We start from the raw sequence: 19594 nt of genomic DNA on the forward strand, positions 1-19594 counted from the left end.
TTTGAAGCTGCTGTCCTGGACCGCAACTGGAGACAGTTGGCTTGTGCTAGGCAGCCTGTCTGCGAAGACGCTGATCTCAATTCACAACACCGTCGAGTGTCCGTCCATCTCTCCCGACGGCAAGCGGATTCCGTATGAGAAGAACGACGGCGGGGCGCCGGCAGCGCACTGGAATGCCGCGTTCCCTGATCTTGCTACGAGACAGGAAACCCTGCTTTCGGAGAAGCGCAGCATTGATGACCAGCTCGAGATGCGTGATAGCCCAGTGCGGTTCGTTGACGGCAATCCGCAGAACATAGTCCGCTGGGTCCGGCCCGGAGTTCGGAGGCCGGACACCAGCGGAAGTAGTTACACGTGACTATCTGTCAGCACGTCCGCAGCAACCCGCAGAGGAGCCCCCCGGTTTGTGTGGGACTCGGAGTAGGTGAAGGACTGGGAGTTGCGGCTGCCGTCGCGGTGGCGGTGGGCGTCGCCGTCGGTGACGGCGTTGCCGCGGCCGTTGCAGTGGCCGTTGGAGTAGCTGTGGCCGTTGGCGCAACCTGCTGCTGGGCAGGCGCCGCTGTGGAGTACACCACATCGACGAAGTAGTTCGTGGCGTTCCAGGAACTAGTGGGCATGACGCCTCCCGAACCGTACCGGTACCGTCCGTTGTTCGGGCCGGTGGCTGTGAAGACCCCGCTCGTCCAGGTCTGGTTGAAGAAGCCTTGTGTAGAGGAGTAGCGGCCGTTCGGTGCCCGATAGGACACCACATAGGTTTGGCCTGTAGATAAGGCCACCGGCGTGGCCAATGTAGCGGTTTGCCACCCTGTGGCAGTCTCGTTGGTGAACGTCACTTGTGCCAAGCGGGTTCCGGCCGAATTCCAGAGAGAGCCCACGTGGGTTCCCGTATTGCCGGCCCCCTTGTAGAAACGGATACCGGTCACATTTCCCGCTTGGGAGACCGTGAAGGCAGTACCGAGCTCCACAGACAGGAAGTCAGAGTTTGCAGCGGTCTGTGGAAGCAAAGATCCGAAAATGGTAGACGACTGCACGGTGGGGACCGCAGTGGTGAATTGCCAGTTGGCTGCGGGTAGGGCCTGACCTTGAGGTGAGGCTACACCGGAGACGTTTGCGGAAATCACCGTGTTTGCCGGTAGGACCGCCGTCGGCGTGAACGTGAGCGTCCGGGCATCCGCAGACAATGCGGCCGTGCCGGCAACAGGCGAGCCGTTCGCGGTCAATGTGAACGAGGCACCGGTTTTTATGGCCGTGGAGAACGTGATGGACGGTTTCACGTCAGTCGGAATGGCCGTTGCGCCGGGAGCCGGCACCTGTGCCACCACGCTCAATGGCGGTGCCGCCACCGTAAAGACCAGATCCACGAGGTAGCTTGCCGTGGATGCTGTATTCGGGAAGTCGGTGTTGTAGGAATAAGCTCCCGAATCGGGCTGGGTCTTCAGCGGCCCGTTGGTGAAGCCGTCTCCGAATCCTCCTGCCGTGTACGAATACTTACCAGTAGGGGTCTTGTAGGCAGCGACGTACTCAGTGTCAGCCTGCACATTTACCGGTTGACTGAAGGTGGCCGTCTGCCAACCTGTGCTGGATTCGTTGGCAAAGGTAACCGTCGCCAATACCTGGCCGGCCGCCGTGTAAAGGTACCCGGTGTGTGTTCCAGTGTTCCCCGCTGACTTGTAGAAGCGGACGCCGGTTACTTGACCCGCGGTGTCACTGGTGAACCTGACGCCCAAGGTCAATGGCACTCCATCGTTGACTTCAACGGTAGTTGGCGTGACTGTATCCTCGTACAAGGTGCAGGGACACGAACCAGGAGTACCAGCCGGCGGGATCGTGGTGAACTGCCAGGTTCCACCTGCCGACATCGCTTGTCCGGACGTCGCCGTCGCAGTGACCGTTGCCGTGTATGTTGTACCGGCCGCCAAGGGTGCCGCCGGAGTGAACGTGACCTTGCGCGTCGCCGTGTAGTAGCCGGTGGTTCCTGAAACCGCAACGCCGGCGGCGCTCTTAAGGGACAGATTGACGCTTGAGGCAATTGCGGCTTCTGACAGGACCGCGCTCACGGTTGAGTTCAGCGGGACACTGGAGGCGTTGGGGATCGGGTTATGGCCACTTACCGTGAACGGCGGTGCCGATACCATGACCACCACATCAACAAGGTAACTGGCGGACGACCGCGAACCAGGGAAATCGCCGCTATACGTGTATGCGCCGGCGTCCGAGACGGTCCTCAGGGGTCCAACGCTCATACCGGAGCCAAAGCCGTTAGCGGTGGCCGAGTAGGCGCCGGTGGGTGACTTGTAGGACGCAATGTATTCAGTGTTCGCCGCAATCTGGACGGGCTGGCTGAACATGGCCGTTTGCCACCCGGAGCTGCTTTCGTTGGCGAAGGTGACTGTTGCCAATTGCTGGCCCGTGGCCGAGTAGAGAGAGCCCGTGTGCGTGCCGGTGTTGCCGGCTGACTTGTAGAACCGGATGCCGGTGACCTCGCCTGCTGAGACACTCGAGAACCGCACCCCCAGTGTCAGCGGAACGCCATCACGAATCTCCGCAATCCCCGGAGTGACGTTGTCATCGTAGAGACTGCATGGGCAGGAACCGGGCACGGGCAACGTGGACGCTGTAGTGAACGTCCAGGTGCCGCCGGAGGTTACCTGGCCGCCTACTGAATCTGTACCGGCAAGATTCGCCGTGTACTGCGTACTGAAGGCCAGTTGCGACGTTGGCGTGAAGGTGGCACGGCGGGTTGCAGCGTCGTATGCCGTGGTTCCGGCCACAGGACCGGCGGGCGACCGCAACGTCAACTGGACGCTGGCTGCGGTGACGGGCTTGGAGAAGACCGCGCTGGCTTTGGTGGTAACCGGCACGCTCGACGACGACGGGATCGGGGAATGACCGGACACTGTCAGCGGTGAGCTGTCCACGGTGCTGAACAGGGCGTCGGTGAAGTAGTTGCCGCCGTTGTAGCTCGACGTCGGGTATCCGGGGGAGGTGCCATAGACACCCGCCGGTTCGGCCCCATAACCGCCGGCCACTTTCAGCGGAGCATCTGTGGATCCGAAGCTCGCCCATTGGAAATCCTTCGTGGAGTAGCGACCGTTTGGCGCCCAGTAGGAGACGGTGTACTTCTGCCCGGCCGAAACGGGAACGGGTTGTGTGAACAGTGCTGTCTGCCATCCGGAAGCCGTTTCATTCGTGAAGGTGACTGTTGCCAGGCGCTCGCCGGCTGAGCTCCACAAAGAGCCCGTATGCGTTCCGGTGTTGGCCGTGCTCTTGTAAAACCGAACCCCGGTGACAAAGCCATCAACTGAGGGTGTAAAGCGGAGGCCCATCTCATAAGCGCCACCATCCCCTGAGTCCGCGGTTGCAGGTACTGTTTGGCCAAAGACGCTGTAGGGGCCGCTGAGGATCAGGCTCCTGGTGGTTGCTGCGCCGATATTGGCGCTGTCGTCAATGGCCCGTGCCTGGATGGTTGCCGTAGCCAGACCCTTCTGGATGTACGTGTAGGTCCAGTTTTGCTTGCCTTGGGCAGGGTGCCACGAGGTGCCGCCGTCGGTGGAGACCTCGACGCCGGCCACAACACCGCCGGTGTCTGCCGCGGTTCCGGTGACGGTGACGCTGGTCCCATGCGGCACGGTGGCCCCGTTGGCGGGGGCAGTGATTGCTGCGGTGGGCTTGATGGTGTCGCTGCTCGGGGCGGCGGCAACCAGTCCAGCGGCCCGGGTGGCAGGTTGGGCGCCCATGTCAGCCAGGAGGTTGACCTGGGCTTGACGCATCCGGGGATCGGCGGGTGCGCCGTCGCCGTCGTGGACTTCGTCCAGGCCCCAAGTCCATTGGACGCTGCCGGCAGAGAATACCAGCGCTCCGCTGGCGGCTCGGTACAGGGTCACATTGTGCTTTGTGGTCCCTGGCAACACGGTATTTCCGAAGTCCTGAAGATACTGTGGCACGTCACCGACTGTGGTGGAGAGTCTGATCAATCCGGCTGGTCGGAAGCCGTTGTCGAGATCTTCATCCGATTCATATCCCACGGTGTGCGGGGCGAGCGCGGCTGAGCTTCCTGCCGGCAGTGCGTTGAGGGTGGTGTTGCGCCATAACCGGGTCTTGCCTTCTTCTGCGGAGACGGTCACGGGCAGGTCAGAGTAGTTGGACATGTACATGGTTCCGGTCAGCCCGTTTTCGGGTAGCCCGCCGCCGTTGGCTTGGCCGGCGAAACGGGGGTCGCGCCAGGTGCCGGTCCATTCGGGGCTGGGGTCGATTTTTCCGTTGGACAAGGTTTCCTTGTAGGAGGTCAGGGTGCGGCCCGCGGCGCCGTCCACGGCGGAGGGTTCGAAGCGGGTTCGCCAGTAGCCTTCATTTCCTGAGAGGAATTGCAGGTTGACGCCCGCGTCACGGGCGGCGGTGATGTTCGCCCGTTGCGGGCCTGACCAGTACTCGTCGTGCCCGACCGAGAGGAAAACCTTGTGGTTGAGCAGCTGGGCCCCGCTGCGGTCGGTGTCGAGTCCGCTGATGTAGCTGACGTCATAGCCGTTCTGTTCCAGGAAGCGGACCATGGGGTATTCATTGGAGAAGTAGAAATCCCGGCCGCCAGGCCCACCCCTTGTTGCGACCGGTCGATTGTAGCTGATCTTGTAGGCTCGGCCGTTGGGGCCTTGGTAAAAATCCGAGCCGCCGTAGGAGTTGTAGGCCTGCCAGGTCGGGTCCGAGGTCTGGAAGAGAACGTCGGAGCGGCTGCCGTCGGTGCGCACAATAAAGGTGATGTGGCTTTGACCGCCTGTGTCAGGGCGGGTCAGGAGAGCAACGTAGATACCGGAGACAGCCGTGGCGGGTACCTGCCAGGTTGCCGAGACCGCCCACGTGCCGCAGTCATAGAGCCCGTTGGTGAGGTCGTTCAGGCACTGGGGCTGGTTCTGGCGCAGGGCCGATGGGATTACATCCGCCACCTTGCGTGCACCATTGCCGCCGTACCAACCTGTGCGGTAGATCGCGATGGTGTAGCTGGGCGCGGTCGTGTCGATCTTGAAACGGACGGGCTGCCCGGCATTGACGCTGATCTCGGTGGAGAAGCCTTGGATGCTGTCATCGCCTGGGCCGGAAATATCCCACTCCGAAGCCGGGCTTCCGGGCTTTGAGTTCTCGCACACCACCGCATTTACCACAGGATCGCACGGACCTGCCGCAAAAGCCGCAGGCACGGTGAACGGTAGCAAAGCGGCAACCAGGATCAGTACCAAGGGCACAATCAAAGGCTTCAGGACTGGACGTGGGGTAGCTGAAGGACCGGGCATGAGAACTCCTGGAGTGGTACGCCGATTGCTAAGACAGGGCCACGCAATTAAGCGCAGCCCCTGCTTGAAGCTCCCCAGCCAGGGTCAAACCAAGATCTTCAGTTATAAATGCAGGGTTCGCACGGATGGATGTTCCAAAGATCGGGACCGGATCCGGCCACGACAGAACAGAAGTTCAAGCCGAAGCCGGGTCACAGGAACGTATCCGCCAAGTAACCCTTGGCAGGAGTGTAGGGGTGTGGCTGGGCGCCCGCAAGGGCTTCCGCCTTGGGATCCGTAGATTTCGCACAAACGGCAGTAGATTTAGTGGATACAGACACCCGGGCCATCCAGGAGAACCGAAGCGCCTTGCACCTGAAAAGTTTGACTGTCCGAGGATTCAAGTCGTTTGCGTCGGCCACGACCTTCGACTTTGAGCCGGGCGTCACTGCCGTCGTAGGACCCAACGGATCGGGCAAATCCAATGTGGTGGATGCCTTGGCATGGGTCATGGGGGAGCAGGGCGCAAAAACCCTGCGTGGCGGCAAAATGGAAGACGTCATCTTCGCGGGTACGTCGGGCCGACCACCTCTGGGCCGGGCCCATGTTGCGCTGACCATAGACAACGCCGATAACGCACTCCCCATCGAGTACAGCGAAGTCACCATCTCCAGAACCCTTTTCCGCACGGGTGGCTCCGAATACGCCATCAACGGCGCACCGTGCAGGCTCCTGGACATCCAGGAACTCCTCTCCGATTCCGGCCTTGGCCGTGAAATGCACGTCATCGTGGGACAAGGACAGCTGGACCGTGTTCTTCACGCGACACCGGAGGACCGCCGGGGCTTTATCGAAGAAGCCGCGGGAATCCTCAAGCACCGCCGCCGCAAGGAAAAGACTGTTCGCAAACTGGAAGCCATGCAGGCCAATCTCGCGCGGCTCGGTGACCTGACGGCTGAGATCCGGCGGCAATTGACTCCGTTGGGCAAGCAGGCGGCGATAGCCCGCCGCGCCCAAACAGTCCAGTTCGATGTCCGGGATGCCCGCGCCCGACTTCTGGCGGACGACCTCGTGCAATTGACAACCACCCTTGAAAAGGACGTTGCCGACGAAGCGGCCCTCAAGGAACGTCGCCAGGTAGTTGAGACGGAATTGGGGGTTGGGCGACGACGCCAAGCTGCCTTGGAGCAGCAGGCGGCTGAAGCCACGCCCAGGCTCAACGCCGCGCGGGACCACTGGTACCAGCTTTCAGCAAGCAGGGAACGGCTCCGCTCCCTCGGATCCCTGGCCACCGAGCGCCGGAGGCTCCTGGGTTCCTCGGAGGCATCCCCGGACACGGGACGTGACCCGGAGCAGCTTGAACGCCAGGCCGCCCGCGTCCGCGAGGAACAGGCTGCCCTTGAGCACGACATCCTTGCCAAGCAAGCGGCGCTCTTGGAAGCCACGGTTGCCAAGGACTCGGCCGAGGCGCTTGCCGCAGCGGAGGACAAACGTCTGACGGCCATGCTGAGGGCAGCCGCGGATCGCAGGGAAGGGCTGGCCAGGCTGGCCGGCCAGGTGGCTGCGGCCCGCTCCCGGGCTGAAGCTGCCGAGGCCGAACGTGGTCGCCTCCGGGAATCCCTCGCTGCAGGTGATGAACGGCGCCGCAAGGCCCAGAGTGAGTTCACCGCCCTCGAGTCGCAGGTGGCTGGCGTTGAGGATGGCGAAAAGAGCCTCGACGCTGACTACGAGGACGCCAATGAGGTCCTTGATGCCGTCCTGGCGGAGATCGAGGAACTGAAAGCCGCTGAGCGGGACGCTGTCCGTGAGCGGGACGCACTGACGGCAAGACGCGATGCCCTTCAACTTGGGCTAAATCGTAAGGATGGGTCAGGCAGCCTCCTGACGGCCGATGGCGTTCTGGGACCTTTGGCCGCGCGGCTCACCATAGAGCCGGGATACGAGGCCGCCATCGCTGCCGCGTTGGGCAGTGCCTCGGACGCTCTGATGGTTGCCGATGCGGATAGCGCTGTAGCAGCCATCCAATTGCTGAAGGACGACGACGGCGGCCGGGCAGCACTGCTTCTTGCGGACGGTAGTCCAGTCGGTGGTACTGTGTCCGCCGACACCGCTCAAGCCAATCCGGCGCTTCCCGTGGGCAGCCGTTGGGCAGCCGATGTTGTCAAGATCACGGATCCCTCTGCCCAAGGCGTGCTCGGGCTCCTGGTACGTACCGCCGTCGTCGAGGACCTGGAAGCGGCGGCGGCCCTCATCGCCGAACATCCGGATTTAAGGGCTGTGACCCGCGACGGTGACGTCCTTACCGCTCTGACCGTCACCGGTGGATCTGCCAACGCACCTTCACTGCTTGAGGTGCAGGCAGCAGTGGACGACGCCGTAGCCCGCCTCCAGGAGGTCACTGCCCGTTTGGAGCGTGGCCGCTTCGCGCTCGCGGCCGCCCAGGCCCGTCGCGCCGAAGCGCAGGACCGCGCCGACGCCGCGTTGGAACGCTTGCACGAATCGGATGCCCGGCTTGCGGCTGTAGCTGAGCGCTTGGGCCACCTTAACTCGGTTCTTCGCAGTGCCGTTGGTGAAAGCGAACGGCTTGCCGCGTCCATGGCCAAAGCTGAAACCAACATCGCCGAAGCCCAACTGGACCTTGAAGTCGCGGCTGAGCGCCTCGCCGCAGCCCAGGAAGCGCCGGACGAGGAACCGTCCACGGATCAACGGGACGAGCTGGCCGCCCAAGCCAGATCTGCCCGGGCAATGGAAACGGAGGCCCGGCTCGCCCTCCGCACCTCTGAGGAGCAGTTGGGAGCCATCAGCAACAGGGCGGCATCACTCGAGCGGGCGGCAGCGACCGAACGACGTGCCCGGGAAGAGGCCGCTCGTCGGGCGCAACGGCGCCGCGCCCAAGCACAGCGTGCTGCGGCCGTCGCGTCAGCAGTGGAGCAAACCCTCCGGTTCATCGATATTTCCGTGGACCTTGCTGGTTTCGATCGTGACCTTGCAGAACAAAAGCGGGAGCAGCTGGAGAAGGAATTGACCGAGGTCCGCTCCCATAACGAGGCTTTGGCCCGGGAGCTTGCAGAACTGACTGACTCAGTACATCGGGATGAAATGGCCCGGACACAACAGAGGCTCCGCATCGAGGCCTTGGAAACGCGGTCCATCGAAGAATTGGGGCTCTCTGCCGAACAGCTGGTTTCAGATTACGGTCCCGATCGCCCGGTTCCGCTGCCTCCTGGAGCCACCACCGACAAGTGGGCTGAACTCAGGGCGCCCGTTGATGAGAACGGCGACGTCATCATTGAGGGGATTCCGTTCGTCCGGGCAGAGCAGGAAAAAAGGTTGAAAAAGGCCGAGCGGGAGCTTGCGGCGCTGGGCAAAGTGAACCCGCTCGCGTTGGAAGAGTTCGCGGCCTTGGAGGAACGGCACCAGTTCCTCAGTTCACAACTCGAGGACCTCAAGGCAAGCCGCAAAGACCTGCTGGACATCATCAAAGAGGTGGACAACCGTGTCCAGCAGGTGTTTTCTGAAGCTTTTGCTGATACTTCGGCCCAGTTCGACCATGTCTTCGCCCGGCTCTTTCCCGGCGGCGAAGGCAGGTTGGTGCTCACCGATCCTGAGGACATGCTCACCACCGGAATTGAAGTGGAAGCCCGGCCGGCGGGCAAAAAGATCAAGAGGCTCTCGCTTCTTTCCGGCGGGGAGCGCTCGCTCACGGCGGTGGCCCTGCTGGTGGCTATCTTCAAGGCACGTCCCTCGCCGTTCTATGTCATGGACGAAGTGGAGGCGGCCTTGGACGATACCAACCTGGGCCGGCTCATCACCATCTTCGAGGAACTGCGTGAGTCCAGCCAATTGATCGTGATCACCCACCAGAAGCGGACCATGGAAGTGGCAGACGCGCTTTATGGAGTCACGATGAGGGGCGACGGCGTCTCCACGGTCATCAGCCAGAGGCTCGATACCGGGGCATAGCTTTATGAGAAGGTAGGGGAGTGAACGATTTCCTACCCATAATTCTGTCCATTCTCGCTGCGCTCGTAGTGGTCGGCGGACTCGTGCCGGTACTGATGAAAGCCCGGAAGACCGGCGCCAAGTACCCCGGAACGCGTGATGCCAATGATCCAATCCAGTCGTCGGCAGCAGGCGGCGGAACCCTTGTGGAGGACCGCCCGGATGCGGTGAAGGCCCCGGCTCCGACCTTCGACGGGACCGTCGAGGATACGGACGTCCCGGATGACGCGGCCGGCCTCGAAACCATTGCGATTGACACTCCGGCGCCGGTGGAAGGCAGGCTGACCCGCCTCCGCGCCCGCCTGATCAAGTCCAACAACATTCTGGGCAAGGGCCTCCTTGCTCTGTTGTCGGGCGACAAGATCGATGAAAACGTGTGGGACGAGGTGGAAGAGACCCTCCTCCTGGCCGATCTTGGTACCGAACCCACCATGCAACTGGTCGATGCCCTGCGCGAACGAGTCAAGGTTCTGGGCACTCGAAGCCCCGAGGACGTCAAAGCGATGCTCCGCGAGGAACTCATCAAGCTGGTTGATCCCTCCATGGACCGTTCCTTGAACGTCCAACGCAAGGCTGACCGTCCCGCCGTCGTACTTGTTGTTGGCGTGAACGGCGTTGGCAAGACCACCACAGTGGGCAAGCTGGCACGTGTGCTGGTAGCCGAAGATAAGGACGTCCTGCTGGGCGCAGCCGATACTTTCCGCGCAGCCGCTGCCGAGCAACTGGCCACTTGGGGTCAGCGTGTGGGTGTGCCCACTGTTAAGTCGGACATCGACGGCGCAGATCCAGCCTCTGTGGCCTATGAAGCGGTGAAAGCCGGCATTGACCAGGAAGTCGATGTGGTCATGGTGGACACGGCAGGGCGACTGCAGAACAAGACCGGCCTGATGGACGAGCTCGGCAAGGTAAAACGGGTCATCGAAAAACTGGCCGAAGTGGATGAGGTCCTGCTGGTCCTGGACGCCACAACTGGACAGAACGGCCTTAACCAGGCTCGTGTCTTCGCTGAGGTTGTCAACGTTACGGGCATCGTCCTGACCAAGCTGGACGGAACTGCCAAGGGCGGCATCGTAGTGGCCATCCAGAAGTCCCTGGGTGTCCCGGTCAAGCTCATTGGCCTCGGCGAAGGGCCGGACGACCTCGCCCCGTTCGATGCCGAAAGTTTCGTGGACGCACTGCTCAACTAGCGTCGGCGGCGGGGGGGTGCTTCGAGGGTTCGCGTGCCGGCAGCCAGGCCACGGCGGTGATGAGGAGCACTCCTCCGGTGATGCCGAAGGCCCACCCGTAGCCGAGGCGGTCAGCGAGGAGCCCGGCCACGATCGGACCGACGATCGCGCCGGTGTCGGCGGCCATTTGGAAGATGGCCAGCACTTTGCCTCCCGAGCGCCCGCGGCCGATGACATCAGCAACGGCGGCCTGCTGCGCCGGGCCCAACAAGCCCGAGCCGAATCCTGCCACTGCGGACGCAATGAGGAATCCTGTCAGATCCGTGGTGAGCCCGATGACGCCGGTGGCCGCGCCCGTGATGATCAAGCCGGGAATCAACAGTGGCTTGCGTCCCCAAGCATCAGCGAGCCGTCCGCTGAATGTCAGGGCCATGGCGTTGCCCACGGCAAAGATGGCCAGCGCCCAGGCTGCGGTTTCAGGCGCTGACTGCAGAACTGCGACCGCGAACAGCGGGATCGTGGCCATCCGGACACCGAACGTCACCCAGCCATTGCCGAAACTGGAAAAGACGGCTGCGCGGTAGGCGGAGTCCGTCAAAGCTTCCTTGAGTGTCATGGCCGGGGCAGGTGTGGCGTCTTCCGCTGCATTGCCTTCCCCGCTGAGCAGTGTGCGGACTACCAGGGCGGCCACCAACAGCGCTCCCGCGTAGGCCAGGAAAGGCACCCGGAGGCCGAAACCTGCCAGCAAACCTCCCACCACGGGGCCCAGAACACTACCGATCAGGAATGCGGAGGCGTAGGCACCGGATACGCGACCTCGCCGCTCCGGTGGTGCCAGGCGAATGAGCAGTCCCATGGCGGCAACGGTAAACATCACTGAGCCGGCCCCACCGAGCCCACGGAAGATCAGCAGTTGCCAATAGTCCTGCGCGAAGGCGCATGCCGCGGTGGAGACTGCCACAATCAGCAATCCGCTGACGTAGACGTTCCGCTCGCCGAACCGTCCAATCAAGGCACCGCCTGCAGGGGCGAAGACCAGCCGCATGAACGCGAAAATACTCACGATCACCGCTGCAGCAGTGGCGCCGACGTCAAAGGTGGTGGCAAATTGCGGCAGAACCGGGGCCACAAGGCCGAAGCCCAGGGCGATCAGGAACGCCGCGGCCAACATCACCTTGATGTCGCGCGGAAGGGGAGCCTTCTCCGGCCTGATCCCTGGGGCTTTGACGGATCTGGGCGACTCGGTCATACGGTGCTGGTCCTTCTGGTGGTATTTCTGGGTCCGGTGAGGTGCAGGTGGTCGAAAACCGGGTATTTCCTGTGAAGTCCGACGCCTGAAACATATCCGTAACACCGCAGATATGCACCATTTACGTTGGGGAGGTTGTTGTAACGAGCACGCAATGTAAAACCTGCGCAGGTGAAACACGGCGGCACAAAACTCTTAAGCAGGACGCAAACGGCGTCAGGACAGCGGTTGAACCGCGGATCTAGCAAGAGAGGAACGTGCACCATGGAACTTACCGCAGGTCACGTATGGGTCATGGTGGCGGCGGCGCTTGTGCTGTTCATGACACCTGGTCTGGCATTTTTCTACGGCGGCATGACACGCGCCAAGGCAGCCCTGAACATGATGATGATGAGCTTCATCTCCATCGGCATCGTGGGCGTCGTCTGGGTGCTGTGGGGCGCTTCGATGAGCTCGGGCGAAGGTTTCATGCAGATTGTGGGTAACCCGTTTGCTGCCTTCGGTCTCGCCGGAGTTGAGACCACCCCGGACGCAATGATCAAGATCGGCTACGCAGCCACCTTTGCGATCATCACCGTGGCCCTCATCAGTGGTGCAATCGCCGACCGCGCAAAGTTCGGCGCTTGGAGCATCTTCGTTCCAGTCTGGGTCACCTTGGTTTACTGCCCGCTCGCCTACATGGTTTGGGGCGGCGGACTCTTCGGCCCTGAAGGCGCCATTGGCAAGGCTCTCGGCCCGGCCATCGACTTCGCCGGTGGAACTGTGGTCCACATCAACGCAGGCGTCGCAGCCTTGGTTCTGGTCCTCATCATCGGCAACCGCCGTGGCTTCGGCAAGGATCCGAACCACCGCCCCCACAACATCCCCTTCGTAATGCTCGGCGCTGCAATCCTCTGGTTCGGCTGGTTCGGCTTCAACGGTGGCGCAGCAACTACGGCGGAACAGGGTGGCCTGATCTGGATCAATACTCTCGCAGCCCCCGCAGCCGCCATGATCGGCTGGCTCATCACCGAACGCATCCGTGACGGCCACCCGACGTCGCTCGGCGCAGCTTCCGGTGTGGTCGCCGGCCTGGTCGCCATCACTCCGGCATGCGCAAACGTTAGCCCGGTTGGCGCCCTCGGCCTCGGCGTCGTCGCCGGTGTGGCCTCCGCCCTGGCAGTCGGCCTGAAGTTCCGCTGGGGCTTCGACGACTCGCTGGACGTTGTAGGCGTCCACCTGGTATCGGGCATCATCGGTACGGTGGCGCTGGGGTTCATCGCCCTTCCCACCGATGGTGTTGGCGGCGGGCTCTTCTACGGCGGCGGCATGGCCCAGATGTGGGCACAGCTCGCAGCGGCAGGTATCGCGATTGCCTTCTCGGCCATCATGACGGCCATCATCGCCTTCGCCATCCACAAGACCATGGGCTTCAGGGTCTCCACCGAGCAGGAGAACGTGGGCGTCGACCTCAGCCTCCACGCTGAGACGGCCTACGAGTTCGGAGTAAACGGCCACGGCGGCAGCTTCCAGCCGCTGCACAATGCGGTGACCGGAAAGTCTGATTCCGCTGCAGCCAAAACCCCCGCAGAAGGCAAGGAGAGTGTCCAGGCATGAAGCTCATTACAGCGATCGTCCGTCCCGAAAAGCTTGAAGCAGTCCGGGAAGGCCTCGAATCATACGGGGTCCAGGGCCTGACGGTCAGCGCGGCCAGCGGCTACGGCCGCCAGCGCGGCTACACCGAGGTGTACCGCGGAGCGGAATACAACGTGGACCTGCTCCCCAAGATCCGCATTGAGGTTCTCGCCACGGATGAGCAGGCAGACGACATCCTGGATGTCCTCATCGCCAGCTCAAACACAGGCCGCGCTGGTGATGGCAAGGTCTGGACCGTGGATGTCTACGAGGCAGTCAGGGTCAGGACCGGGGAGCGCGGTTCAGCCGCAATCTAAGCCCTCCACGGAACAAACTCAAACACTGAATACAAGCGGGCCGGGTACCAGTCAAGGTACCAGGCCCGCTTGCGGTGGTGGCGCAGTTCAAATCCACCTGCCTTTAGTCCACGACGACGGTGGGCCAGTTTGCCGGCCCCGAGCTGCCGGCGTCGTACTCGTCGAGCGGGACGTCGCCGCTCTCCCAGGCGCGGAGAACCGGCTCGATGATCCTCCAGCAGTCCTCGGCAGTATCGCCCCGAACGGACAACAAGGGGTCGCCGTTAAGGATGCCTTCCAGCACCTCTCCGTACGGCAGCATTCCAGCTGCGTTGAGCTGGGCAAGCAAACTTGCGCGGTCCAGGGTGAAGATGTCGCCGGGGCCGTTCACGTCGACGTCGAGTTGGAGCACGTCCGGACCGAAGCCGATCCGGAGCTGGTTGGGGGAGTCGACGCCGGCAAATCCCTTGGGCAGGTGGGGGACAGGCCGGAAGGTGATGACTGCTTCCTTGCGTCGAAGCCCCATGGCCTTCCCCGAGCGGAGGATGAACGGGACGCCCTTCCAACGCCAGTTGTCGATGTCAACGCGGACCTCTGCAAGGGTTTCAGTATTCCGGGCAGGGTCCACGCCTTCCTCGGCGGCATAGTCCGGTACGGTTCGTTCGCCGAGGGTTCCCGCCGTGTACCGGGCCCGGCGTGTGGACTCGGTGTACGGGGCTTTGATGCTGCTTGCCCGCAAGACCGTAGCCACGGCCTCTCGCAGGTCCCGCTCCTCAATGGTGGCCGGGGCGTCGATGGCCAGGAAGGCCATGATGTGCAGGAGGTGGCTTTGGATCATGTCCCGAAGAGCCCCGGCAGTGTCGTAGTACCGGGCCCGCCCTTCGAGTGCAAGGTCCTCGTCGAAAATGACCTCCACCTTCTCGATGTGATCGCGGTTCCACACAGGTTCCAGGAACCTGTTGGCGAAACGAAGCCCCAGGATGTTCAGCACCGTGGCTTTGCCCAGGAAATGGTCCACACGGTGGATGTGGTCCTCAGGCACCAGGGCCGAAAGAGTTCTGTTCAGCTCATGCGCCGATTCGGTTCCAGAGCCGAAAGGCTTCTCCATCACCAAGCGTGTTCCGGCCGGGAGCTGATCCCGGTGGAGGACCTCGCAGGCCTTCTGGCTAACGTGGGGCGGCAAAGCGAAGTAGATGGCAACCGGGCCTTCCAGCTTGGCCAGCAGCTCCGCCAAAGGCCCGTCCGCCGTGACATCCAGCTGATGGTATTCGGTGTCCTTCGCTACATCCGTCAGGGCGGCGCTGCCGGCGGCATCAGCTGTGCCGGATGCCGCGGCAAAGGCGCCATGGACCCGTTCCTGCCATTGTTCAGGGGACCATGGGTCAGAACCGGCGCCCACCAATCGAAGTCCGGGTGCCCGGCCGGAAGCCAGGAGTCCGGCAAGTCCGGGTAGGAGCAGCCTGCCTGTCAGGTCCCCGGACGCGCCGAGGATGAGCAACGTTTTTACAGTTGTTTTGCTGGTCACTGTGCCAGCATGCCATCTTGCAGGTGCGACTTGGTACCCTAGATAGTCGAGTCCCGTACTTGAGACAGATTTGCCGGGGCAAGAATCGTCAAGACTATGGCGTGCCGCATTGGCCGCCATTCGTAGACCATCGAAAGAAGTGCACGGCGCGTGTTCAATTCACTCTCTGACCGGTTGACAGCAACCTTCAAGAACCTCCGTGGCAAGGGCCGCCTCACCGAGGCTGACGTCGATGCCACCGTTCGGGAGATTCGTCGTGCCTTGCTGGATGCGGACGTTGCCGTATCCGTGGTCCGCGAGTTCACTGGCCGCATCCGCGAACGCGCCTTGGGCGCCGAAGTCTCGGGAGCGCTGAACCCGAGCCAGCAGATCGTGAAGATCGTCAACGAGGAACTCAAAGAGATCCTTGGTGGAGAAACCCGCCGCATCCGCCTGGCAAAGACCGGCCCCACCATCATCATGCTTGCCGGCCTTCAGGGTGCCGGTAAGACCACCCTTGCCGGCAAGCTTTCAAAGTGGCTCAAGTCCCAGGGCCACAGCCCTCTGCTGGTGGCTTGCGACCTCCAGCGACCCAATGCGGTGACACAGCTTCAGGTTGTTGGTCAGCGCGCGGGCGTCCCGGTGTTCGCTCCGCACCCCGGTGCCACCTCGGAACTTGAGCACCCTGCCGGCGACCCCGTGGCCGTTGCCAAGGCCGGAGTCGAGGAAGCCCGCCAGAAGCTGCACGATGTCGTGATCGTTGACACCGCCGGCCGCCTTGGCGTCGATGCCGAGATGATGGATCAGGCCCGTCGCATCCGTCAGGCGATCATCCCCAACGAAGTCCTTTTCGTGATCGACTCCATGATCGGCCAGGACGCCGTCAACACGGCAATGGCGTTCGACGAAGGGGTTAACTTCACCGGCATCGTGCTGTCCAAGCTCGACGGCGACGCCCGTGGCGGTGCCGCACTCTCGGTAGCGTCCGTGACCGGTAAGCCGGTCATGTTCGCGTCCACCGGTGAAGGCCTGGACGATTTCGAGCTCTTCCACCCGGACCGCATGGCCTCCCGCATCCTGGACATGGGTGACGTCCTCACCCTGATCGAACAGGCTGAGAAGGCCTGGGACAAGGATGAGGCAGCCCGGATGGCGAAGAAATTCGCTGACCAGGAAGACTTCACCCTGGACGACTTCCTCGCCCAGATGCAGCAGATCCGCAACATGGGCTCCATGAAGAAGATGCTCATGATGATGCCGGGTGCGCAGAACATCCGTCAGCAGCTGGAGAACTTCGACGAAAAAGAGATTGACCGCGTCGAGGCGATCGTCCGTTCCATGACCCCCCATGAGCGTGTGGCTCCGAAGATCATTAACGGCTCCCGCCGCGCCCGTATCGCCAGGGGTTCGGGCGTGCACGTGTCCGAGGTCAACGGCCTGCTGGAGCGGTTCGCCCAGGCGCAGAAGATGATGAAGAAGCTTGCCCAAGGCGGTGGCATGCCGGGTATGCCCGGGATGCCTGGCCTGGGCGGCCCCGGCGGAGGACGCAAGGGCGGCAAGAACGCACCGAAGAAGAAGGCCCGCTCGGGCAACCCGGCCAAAGCGGCCCAGGAGTTGCGCGATGCCGAAGCCAAGCGGGCAAACGCAGCCTCGGCAGCACCCACGGGTGCGGCTTTCGGTCAGGGCGCAGCAGACTTCGACCCATCCTCGCTCAACCTTCCCAAGGGCTTCGACAAGTTCCTCGGCAAATAACCCGTAGCTGACATCCCAACCGCGTCGCGGTTGGGATGTCATAGCTGTGGAATAGGCTGAACCAATGCATAAGCAGCGCGTAGTTTTCGTCCATGGCCTGGGCAGTTTCGGTGCTGCGGCATGGCCGAGGCAGCATGGCATGGCCCTTGCTTATGACGCACTCTTCCTTCGGCGGCACGGCTTTGATGCCATGGCCGAACCCGTGGAGTCCAACGTGGCAGCCGACGTCGAAATAGTGGTCAACGCCCTGGCCGATTCCGGCGGCGGTCACATCGTTGCCCACGAACAAGGCGCAATTTCAGCCATGCTTGCCGCCGTTGAACGCCCGGACCTGGTGCACTCGCTCTCCCTTGTAGAGCCGTCCTGCTTGTCCCTGACCGCTGAGCTTCCGGCGACTTCTTCGTACCGTGCGCTGATGGGACCGTTGTTTGACGTTCGGGATCAGCTTAACGACGCCGACTACCAGCGAGAGTTCTACCGGCGGGCTTTCTCTGCCGAGACAGGTGGGCTGGACACCCCGGAGGCCCGACGGTCAGCCCGCAGGCTCCGCCTCCAAGCACCGCCATGGGAGGCCCCGCTTCACATTGTGCCGGGCGTTCCAACATTGGTCCTCACGGGTGGTTGGGAACCCTTATACGAGGAAATCGCCGGCTACCTCCAGGAGACCGGGGCCCTCCGCCGGGTGGCAGCGGGGGGACACCGGCCCCAGGATTCAGTTGACGGCTCTCAGGCCATCCGCTCGTTTATCGCGGATGTTGGCCGGGCAATGTCAGTCCAGGCTTCCTGAGCTGCTGCCCTGGTTCGCAGGGACCTGAAGTTCGGGCAGGTAGACCTTTCCACCTGAAGCCACGAACTCCTCGCTCTTTTCCCGCATCCCCTTGTACGCTCCAGCGATTTCTGCCTGCGCTTCTGCCGAACCATACTCGTCACGGATGTCTTGGCTGATGCGCATCGAACAGAACTTGGGACCGCACATGGAACAGAAATGGGCGGTCTTCGCAGGTTCAGCGGGCAGGGTCTCGTCGTGGAAGGCTTCTGCCGTGACAGGGTCCAAGGACAAAGCGAACTGGTCCCTCCAGCGGAACTCAAACCGGGCCTTGGAGAGTGCATCATCACGCTCGTGAGCCCCCGGATGTCCTTTGGCGAGGTCAGCGGCGTGCGCCGCGATTTTGTAAGTGATGACGCCCGTCTTGACATCGTCCTTGTTGGGAAGCCCCAGATGCTCCTTCGGGGTCACGTAGCAGAGCATCGCCGTGCCGTAACGGGCAATTTCCGTGGCGCCAATGGCCGAGGTGATGTGGTCATAGCCTGGGGCAATATCGGTAACCAGCGGACCCAACGTGTAGAATGGCGCACCCTTGCACAGTGCCTGCTGGCGCTCCACATTTTCACGGACCAAATGGAAGGGAATGTGCCCGGGTCCCTCCACCATGACCTGGACATCAAACTCCCACGCACGGTGTGTCAGTTCCGCAAGCGTATCCAGCTCGGCGAACTGCGCGGCATCGTTCGCATCGGCAATCGAACCGGGGCGGAGCCCGTCGCCCAAGGAAAACGCGACATCGTATTTGGCGAAGATTTCACACAACTCATCAAAATGCGTGTAGAGGAAGTTCTCCTGGTGGTGCGCCAGGCACCAGCCGGCCATGATCGAGCCGCCTCGGGACACGATGCCCGTGACCCGGTTGGCGGTCAACGGCACGTACCTCAGCAGAACGCCCGCGTGGATGGTCATGTAGTCAACGCCTTGCTCGCATTGCTCGATCACGGTATCGCGGAAGATCTCCCACGTCAGCTTGTTGGCCTCGCCGTTCACCTTTTCCAAGGCTTGGTAAATGGGGACTGTTCCAATGGGAACGGGCGAATTGCGGATGATCCACTCGCGCGTGGTGTGAATGTCATCTCCCGTGGACAGGTCCATCACCGTGTCAGCGCCCCACTGGGCTGCCCACTGCAATTTGTCTACTTCCTCGGCAATGGAGCTGGTGACTGCCGAGTTTCCGATATTCGCGTTGATCTTGACCAAAAATGCCTTGCCAATGATCATCGGCTCGGATTCCGGGTGGTTGATGTTGTTCGGGATGATCGCCCTTCCCGCGGCAACTTCGCTGCGGACAAGTTCAACCTCGCAGTTTTCCCGTACGGAGACAAACTGCATTTCAGGGGTCACGACGCCCTGTTTTGCATAATGCATTTGGGTGACCGTCTTACCCTCGACGGCGCGGCGCGGCACCGGTTGGGCGCCCTTCCACTCTGCTGACGCTGCTCCTCTCCGAACGGCGGATTTGCCGTCGTCGAGCAGGTTCCGTTCCCGCCCTGAATAAGCCTTTGTGTCTCCGCGGGCTTCGATCCAAGGTGCACGGAACGGCTCCAGGCCGATCACTGGATCGCTGCCCGGGCCTGCTGTCCGGTAGACGTGGAACGGGGGGTTGGCTTGCCCGTTGGGGGAGGGCTCCAAGGCGATCTCCGTGACCGGGACCCTCATGCCGTTGCCGGGATCCTCCAGCCAGGCCAACGAATGGGACTTCAGCGATTGCGTAACAGGCGTATTTTGGGCAGGGCTGTGCTGTGTTTGGGTGGTGCTCAAGGGAATACTCACTTCCTTCGCCGGCATTACCCGGACAGGTTCAACGGTCGCAGACTGCAACAGTCCGATCTCAGCCCCTGCAGGGGCCCCCGTGTGGTCGTAGACGAAGCTACCACAGCTGCTAGCGGGCTCCCAGTCACATGGATGCATCAGTCTTTGCCCG

General features: G+C 62.4%; 11 protein-coding genes and 1 riboswitch. Of the genes, 7 read left to right on the forward strand and 4 right to left on the reverse strand.

Going from position 1 to position 19594, the window contains the following annotated elements; translation table 11 throughout:
* Nucleotides 1–43 precede the first annotated feature (43 nt).
* On the forward strand, nt 44–358 hold the full coding sequence (locus ACLRGI_RS03375) for a hypothetical protein (protein ID WP_419200297.1): 315 nt from the start codon (nt 44–46) through the stop codon (nt 356–358).
* A gap of 7 nt (nt 359–365) precedes the next feature.
* Here the strand turns inward: ACLRGI_RS03375 and ACLRGI_RS03380 are convergent, their stop codons facing one another.
* Complete coding sequence (locus ACLRGI_RS03380) at nt 366–5282, reverse strand: DUF4082 domain-containing protein (RefSeq protein WP_419200298.1); 4917 nt, start codon at nt 5280–5282, stop codon at nt 366–368.
* Between the two features lie 348 nt (nt 5283–5630).
* Here ACLRGI_RS03380 and smc point away from each other — a divergent pair, with 348 nt between their 5' ends.
* Nucleotides 5631–9224, forward strand: a complete 3594-nt coding sequence (smc, locus tag ACLRGI_RS03385) for a chromosome segregation protein SMC (protein ID WP_419200329.1) — start codon at nt 5631–5633, stop codon at nt 9222–9224.
* 20 nt (nt 9225–9244) lie between these two features.
* Entirely contained in the window at nt 9245–10450 is a 1206-nt protein-coding gene (gene ftsY / locus ACLRGI_RS03390; protein ID WP_419200299.1) for a signal recognition particle-docking protein FtsY, read from the forward strand.
* Here ftsY and ACLRGI_RS03395 read toward each other — a convergent pair.
* Nucleotides 10443–11678, reverse strand: coding sequence for an MFS transporter (locus tag ACLRGI_RS03395; protein WP_419200300.1), 1236 nt, complete (start codon nt 11676–11678; stop codon nt 10443–10445). The two genes, ftsY and ACLRGI_RS03395, sit on opposite strands and share 8 nt — an antisense overlap.
* A 264-nt stretch (nt 11679–11942) precedes the next feature.
* On the opposite strand from ACLRGI_RS03395, the gene ACLRGI_RS03400 reads away from it, so the two are divergent.
* A complete protein-coding gene (locus ACLRGI_RS03400; RefSeq protein ID WP_419200301.1) occupies nt 11943–13274 on the forward strand; it encodes an ammonium transporter in 1332 nt (443 codons plus the stop codon).
* A complete protein-coding gene (locus tag ACLRGI_RS03405) occupies nt 13271–13609 on the forward strand; it encodes a P-II family nitrogen regulator (RefSeq protein WP_089595433.1) in 339 nt (112 codons plus the stop codon). The genes ACLRGI_RS03400 and ACLRGI_RS03405 overlap by 4 nt, the downstream gene beginning before the upstream one ends.
* A gap of 103 nt (nt 13610–13712) precedes the next feature.
* Here ACLRGI_RS03405 and ACLRGI_RS03410 read toward each other — a convergent pair whose 3' ends face one another.
* On the reverse strand, nt 13713–15233 hold the full coding sequence (locus ACLRGI_RS03410; RefSeq protein ID WP_419200302.1) for a glucose-6-phosphate dehydrogenase: 1521 nt from the start codon (nt 15231–15233) through the stop codon (nt 13713–13715).
* Nucleotides 15234–15263: 30 nt separating this feature from the next.
* On the opposite strand from ACLRGI_RS03410, the gene ffh reads away from it, so the two are divergent.
* Together ffh and ACLRGI_RS03420 are read left to right on the forward strand one after the other, a co-directional pair.
* A complete protein-coding gene (gene ffh / locus ACLRGI_RS03415; protein WP_419200303.1) occupies nt 15264–16844 on the forward strand; it encodes a signal recognition particle protein in 1581 nt (526 codons plus the stop codon).
* A gap of 64 nt (nt 16845–16908) precedes the next feature.
* On the forward strand, nt 16909–17631 hold the full coding sequence (locus ACLRGI_RS03420; protein ID WP_419200304.1) for an alpha/beta fold hydrolase: 723 nt from the start codon (nt 16909–16911) through the stop codon (nt 17629–17631).
* Here ACLRGI_RS03420 and thiC read toward each other — a convergent pair.
* Nucleotides 17614–19431: a phosphomethylpyrimidine synthase ThiC gene (gene thiC, locus ACLRGI_RS03425; protein ID WP_419200305.1), complete on the reverse strand. Its 1818-nt coding sequence runs from the start codon at nt 19429–19431 to the stop codon at nt 17614–17616. The two genes, ACLRGI_RS03420 and thiC, sit on opposite strands and share 18 nt — an antisense overlap.
* A riboswitch (TPP riboswitch) is annotated at nt 19427–19534 on the reverse strand. Its footprint overlaps the gene before it by 5 nt.
* Between the last annotated feature and the right edge of the window lie 60 nt (nt 19535–19594).

It is taken from the genome of Paenarthrobacter sp. PPS72 (genome assembly GCF_048537125.1).
In the GTDB taxonomy this organism is placed as follows: Bacteria; Actinomycetota; Actinomycetes; order Actinomycetales; family Micrococcaceae; genus Arthrobacter; species Arthrobacter nitroguajacolicus_E.

Excerpts from the sequence above, each read along its gene's own strand:
- ACLRGI_RS03405 (WP_089595433.1), top strand. The coding sequence starts at position 13,271 with ATGAAGCTCATTACAGCGATCGTCCGTCCCGAAAAGCTTGAAGCAGTC.
- ACLRGI_RS03395 (WP_419200300.1), bottom strand. The coding sequence starts at position 11,678 with ATGACCGAGTCGCCCAGATCCGTCAAAGCCCCAGGGATCAGGCCGGAG.
- ACLRGI_RS03400 (WP_419200301.1), top strand. The coding sequence starts at position 11,943 with ATGGAACTTACCGCAGGTCACGTATGGGTCATGGTGGCGGCGGCGCTT.
- ACLRGI_RS03380 (WP_419200298.1), bottom strand. The coding sequence starts at position 5,282 with ATGCCCGGTCCTTCAGCTACCCCACGTCCAGTCCTGAAGCCTTTGATT.
- ACLRGI_RS03420 (WP_419200304.1), top strand. The coding sequence starts at position 16,909 with ATGCATAAGCAGCGCGTAGTTTTCGTCCATGGCCTGGGCAGTTTCGGT.
- ACLRGI_RS03410 (WP_419200302.1), bottom strand. The coding sequence starts at position 15,233 with ATGGCGGCCAATGCGGCACGCCATAGTCTTGACGATTCTTGCCCCGGC.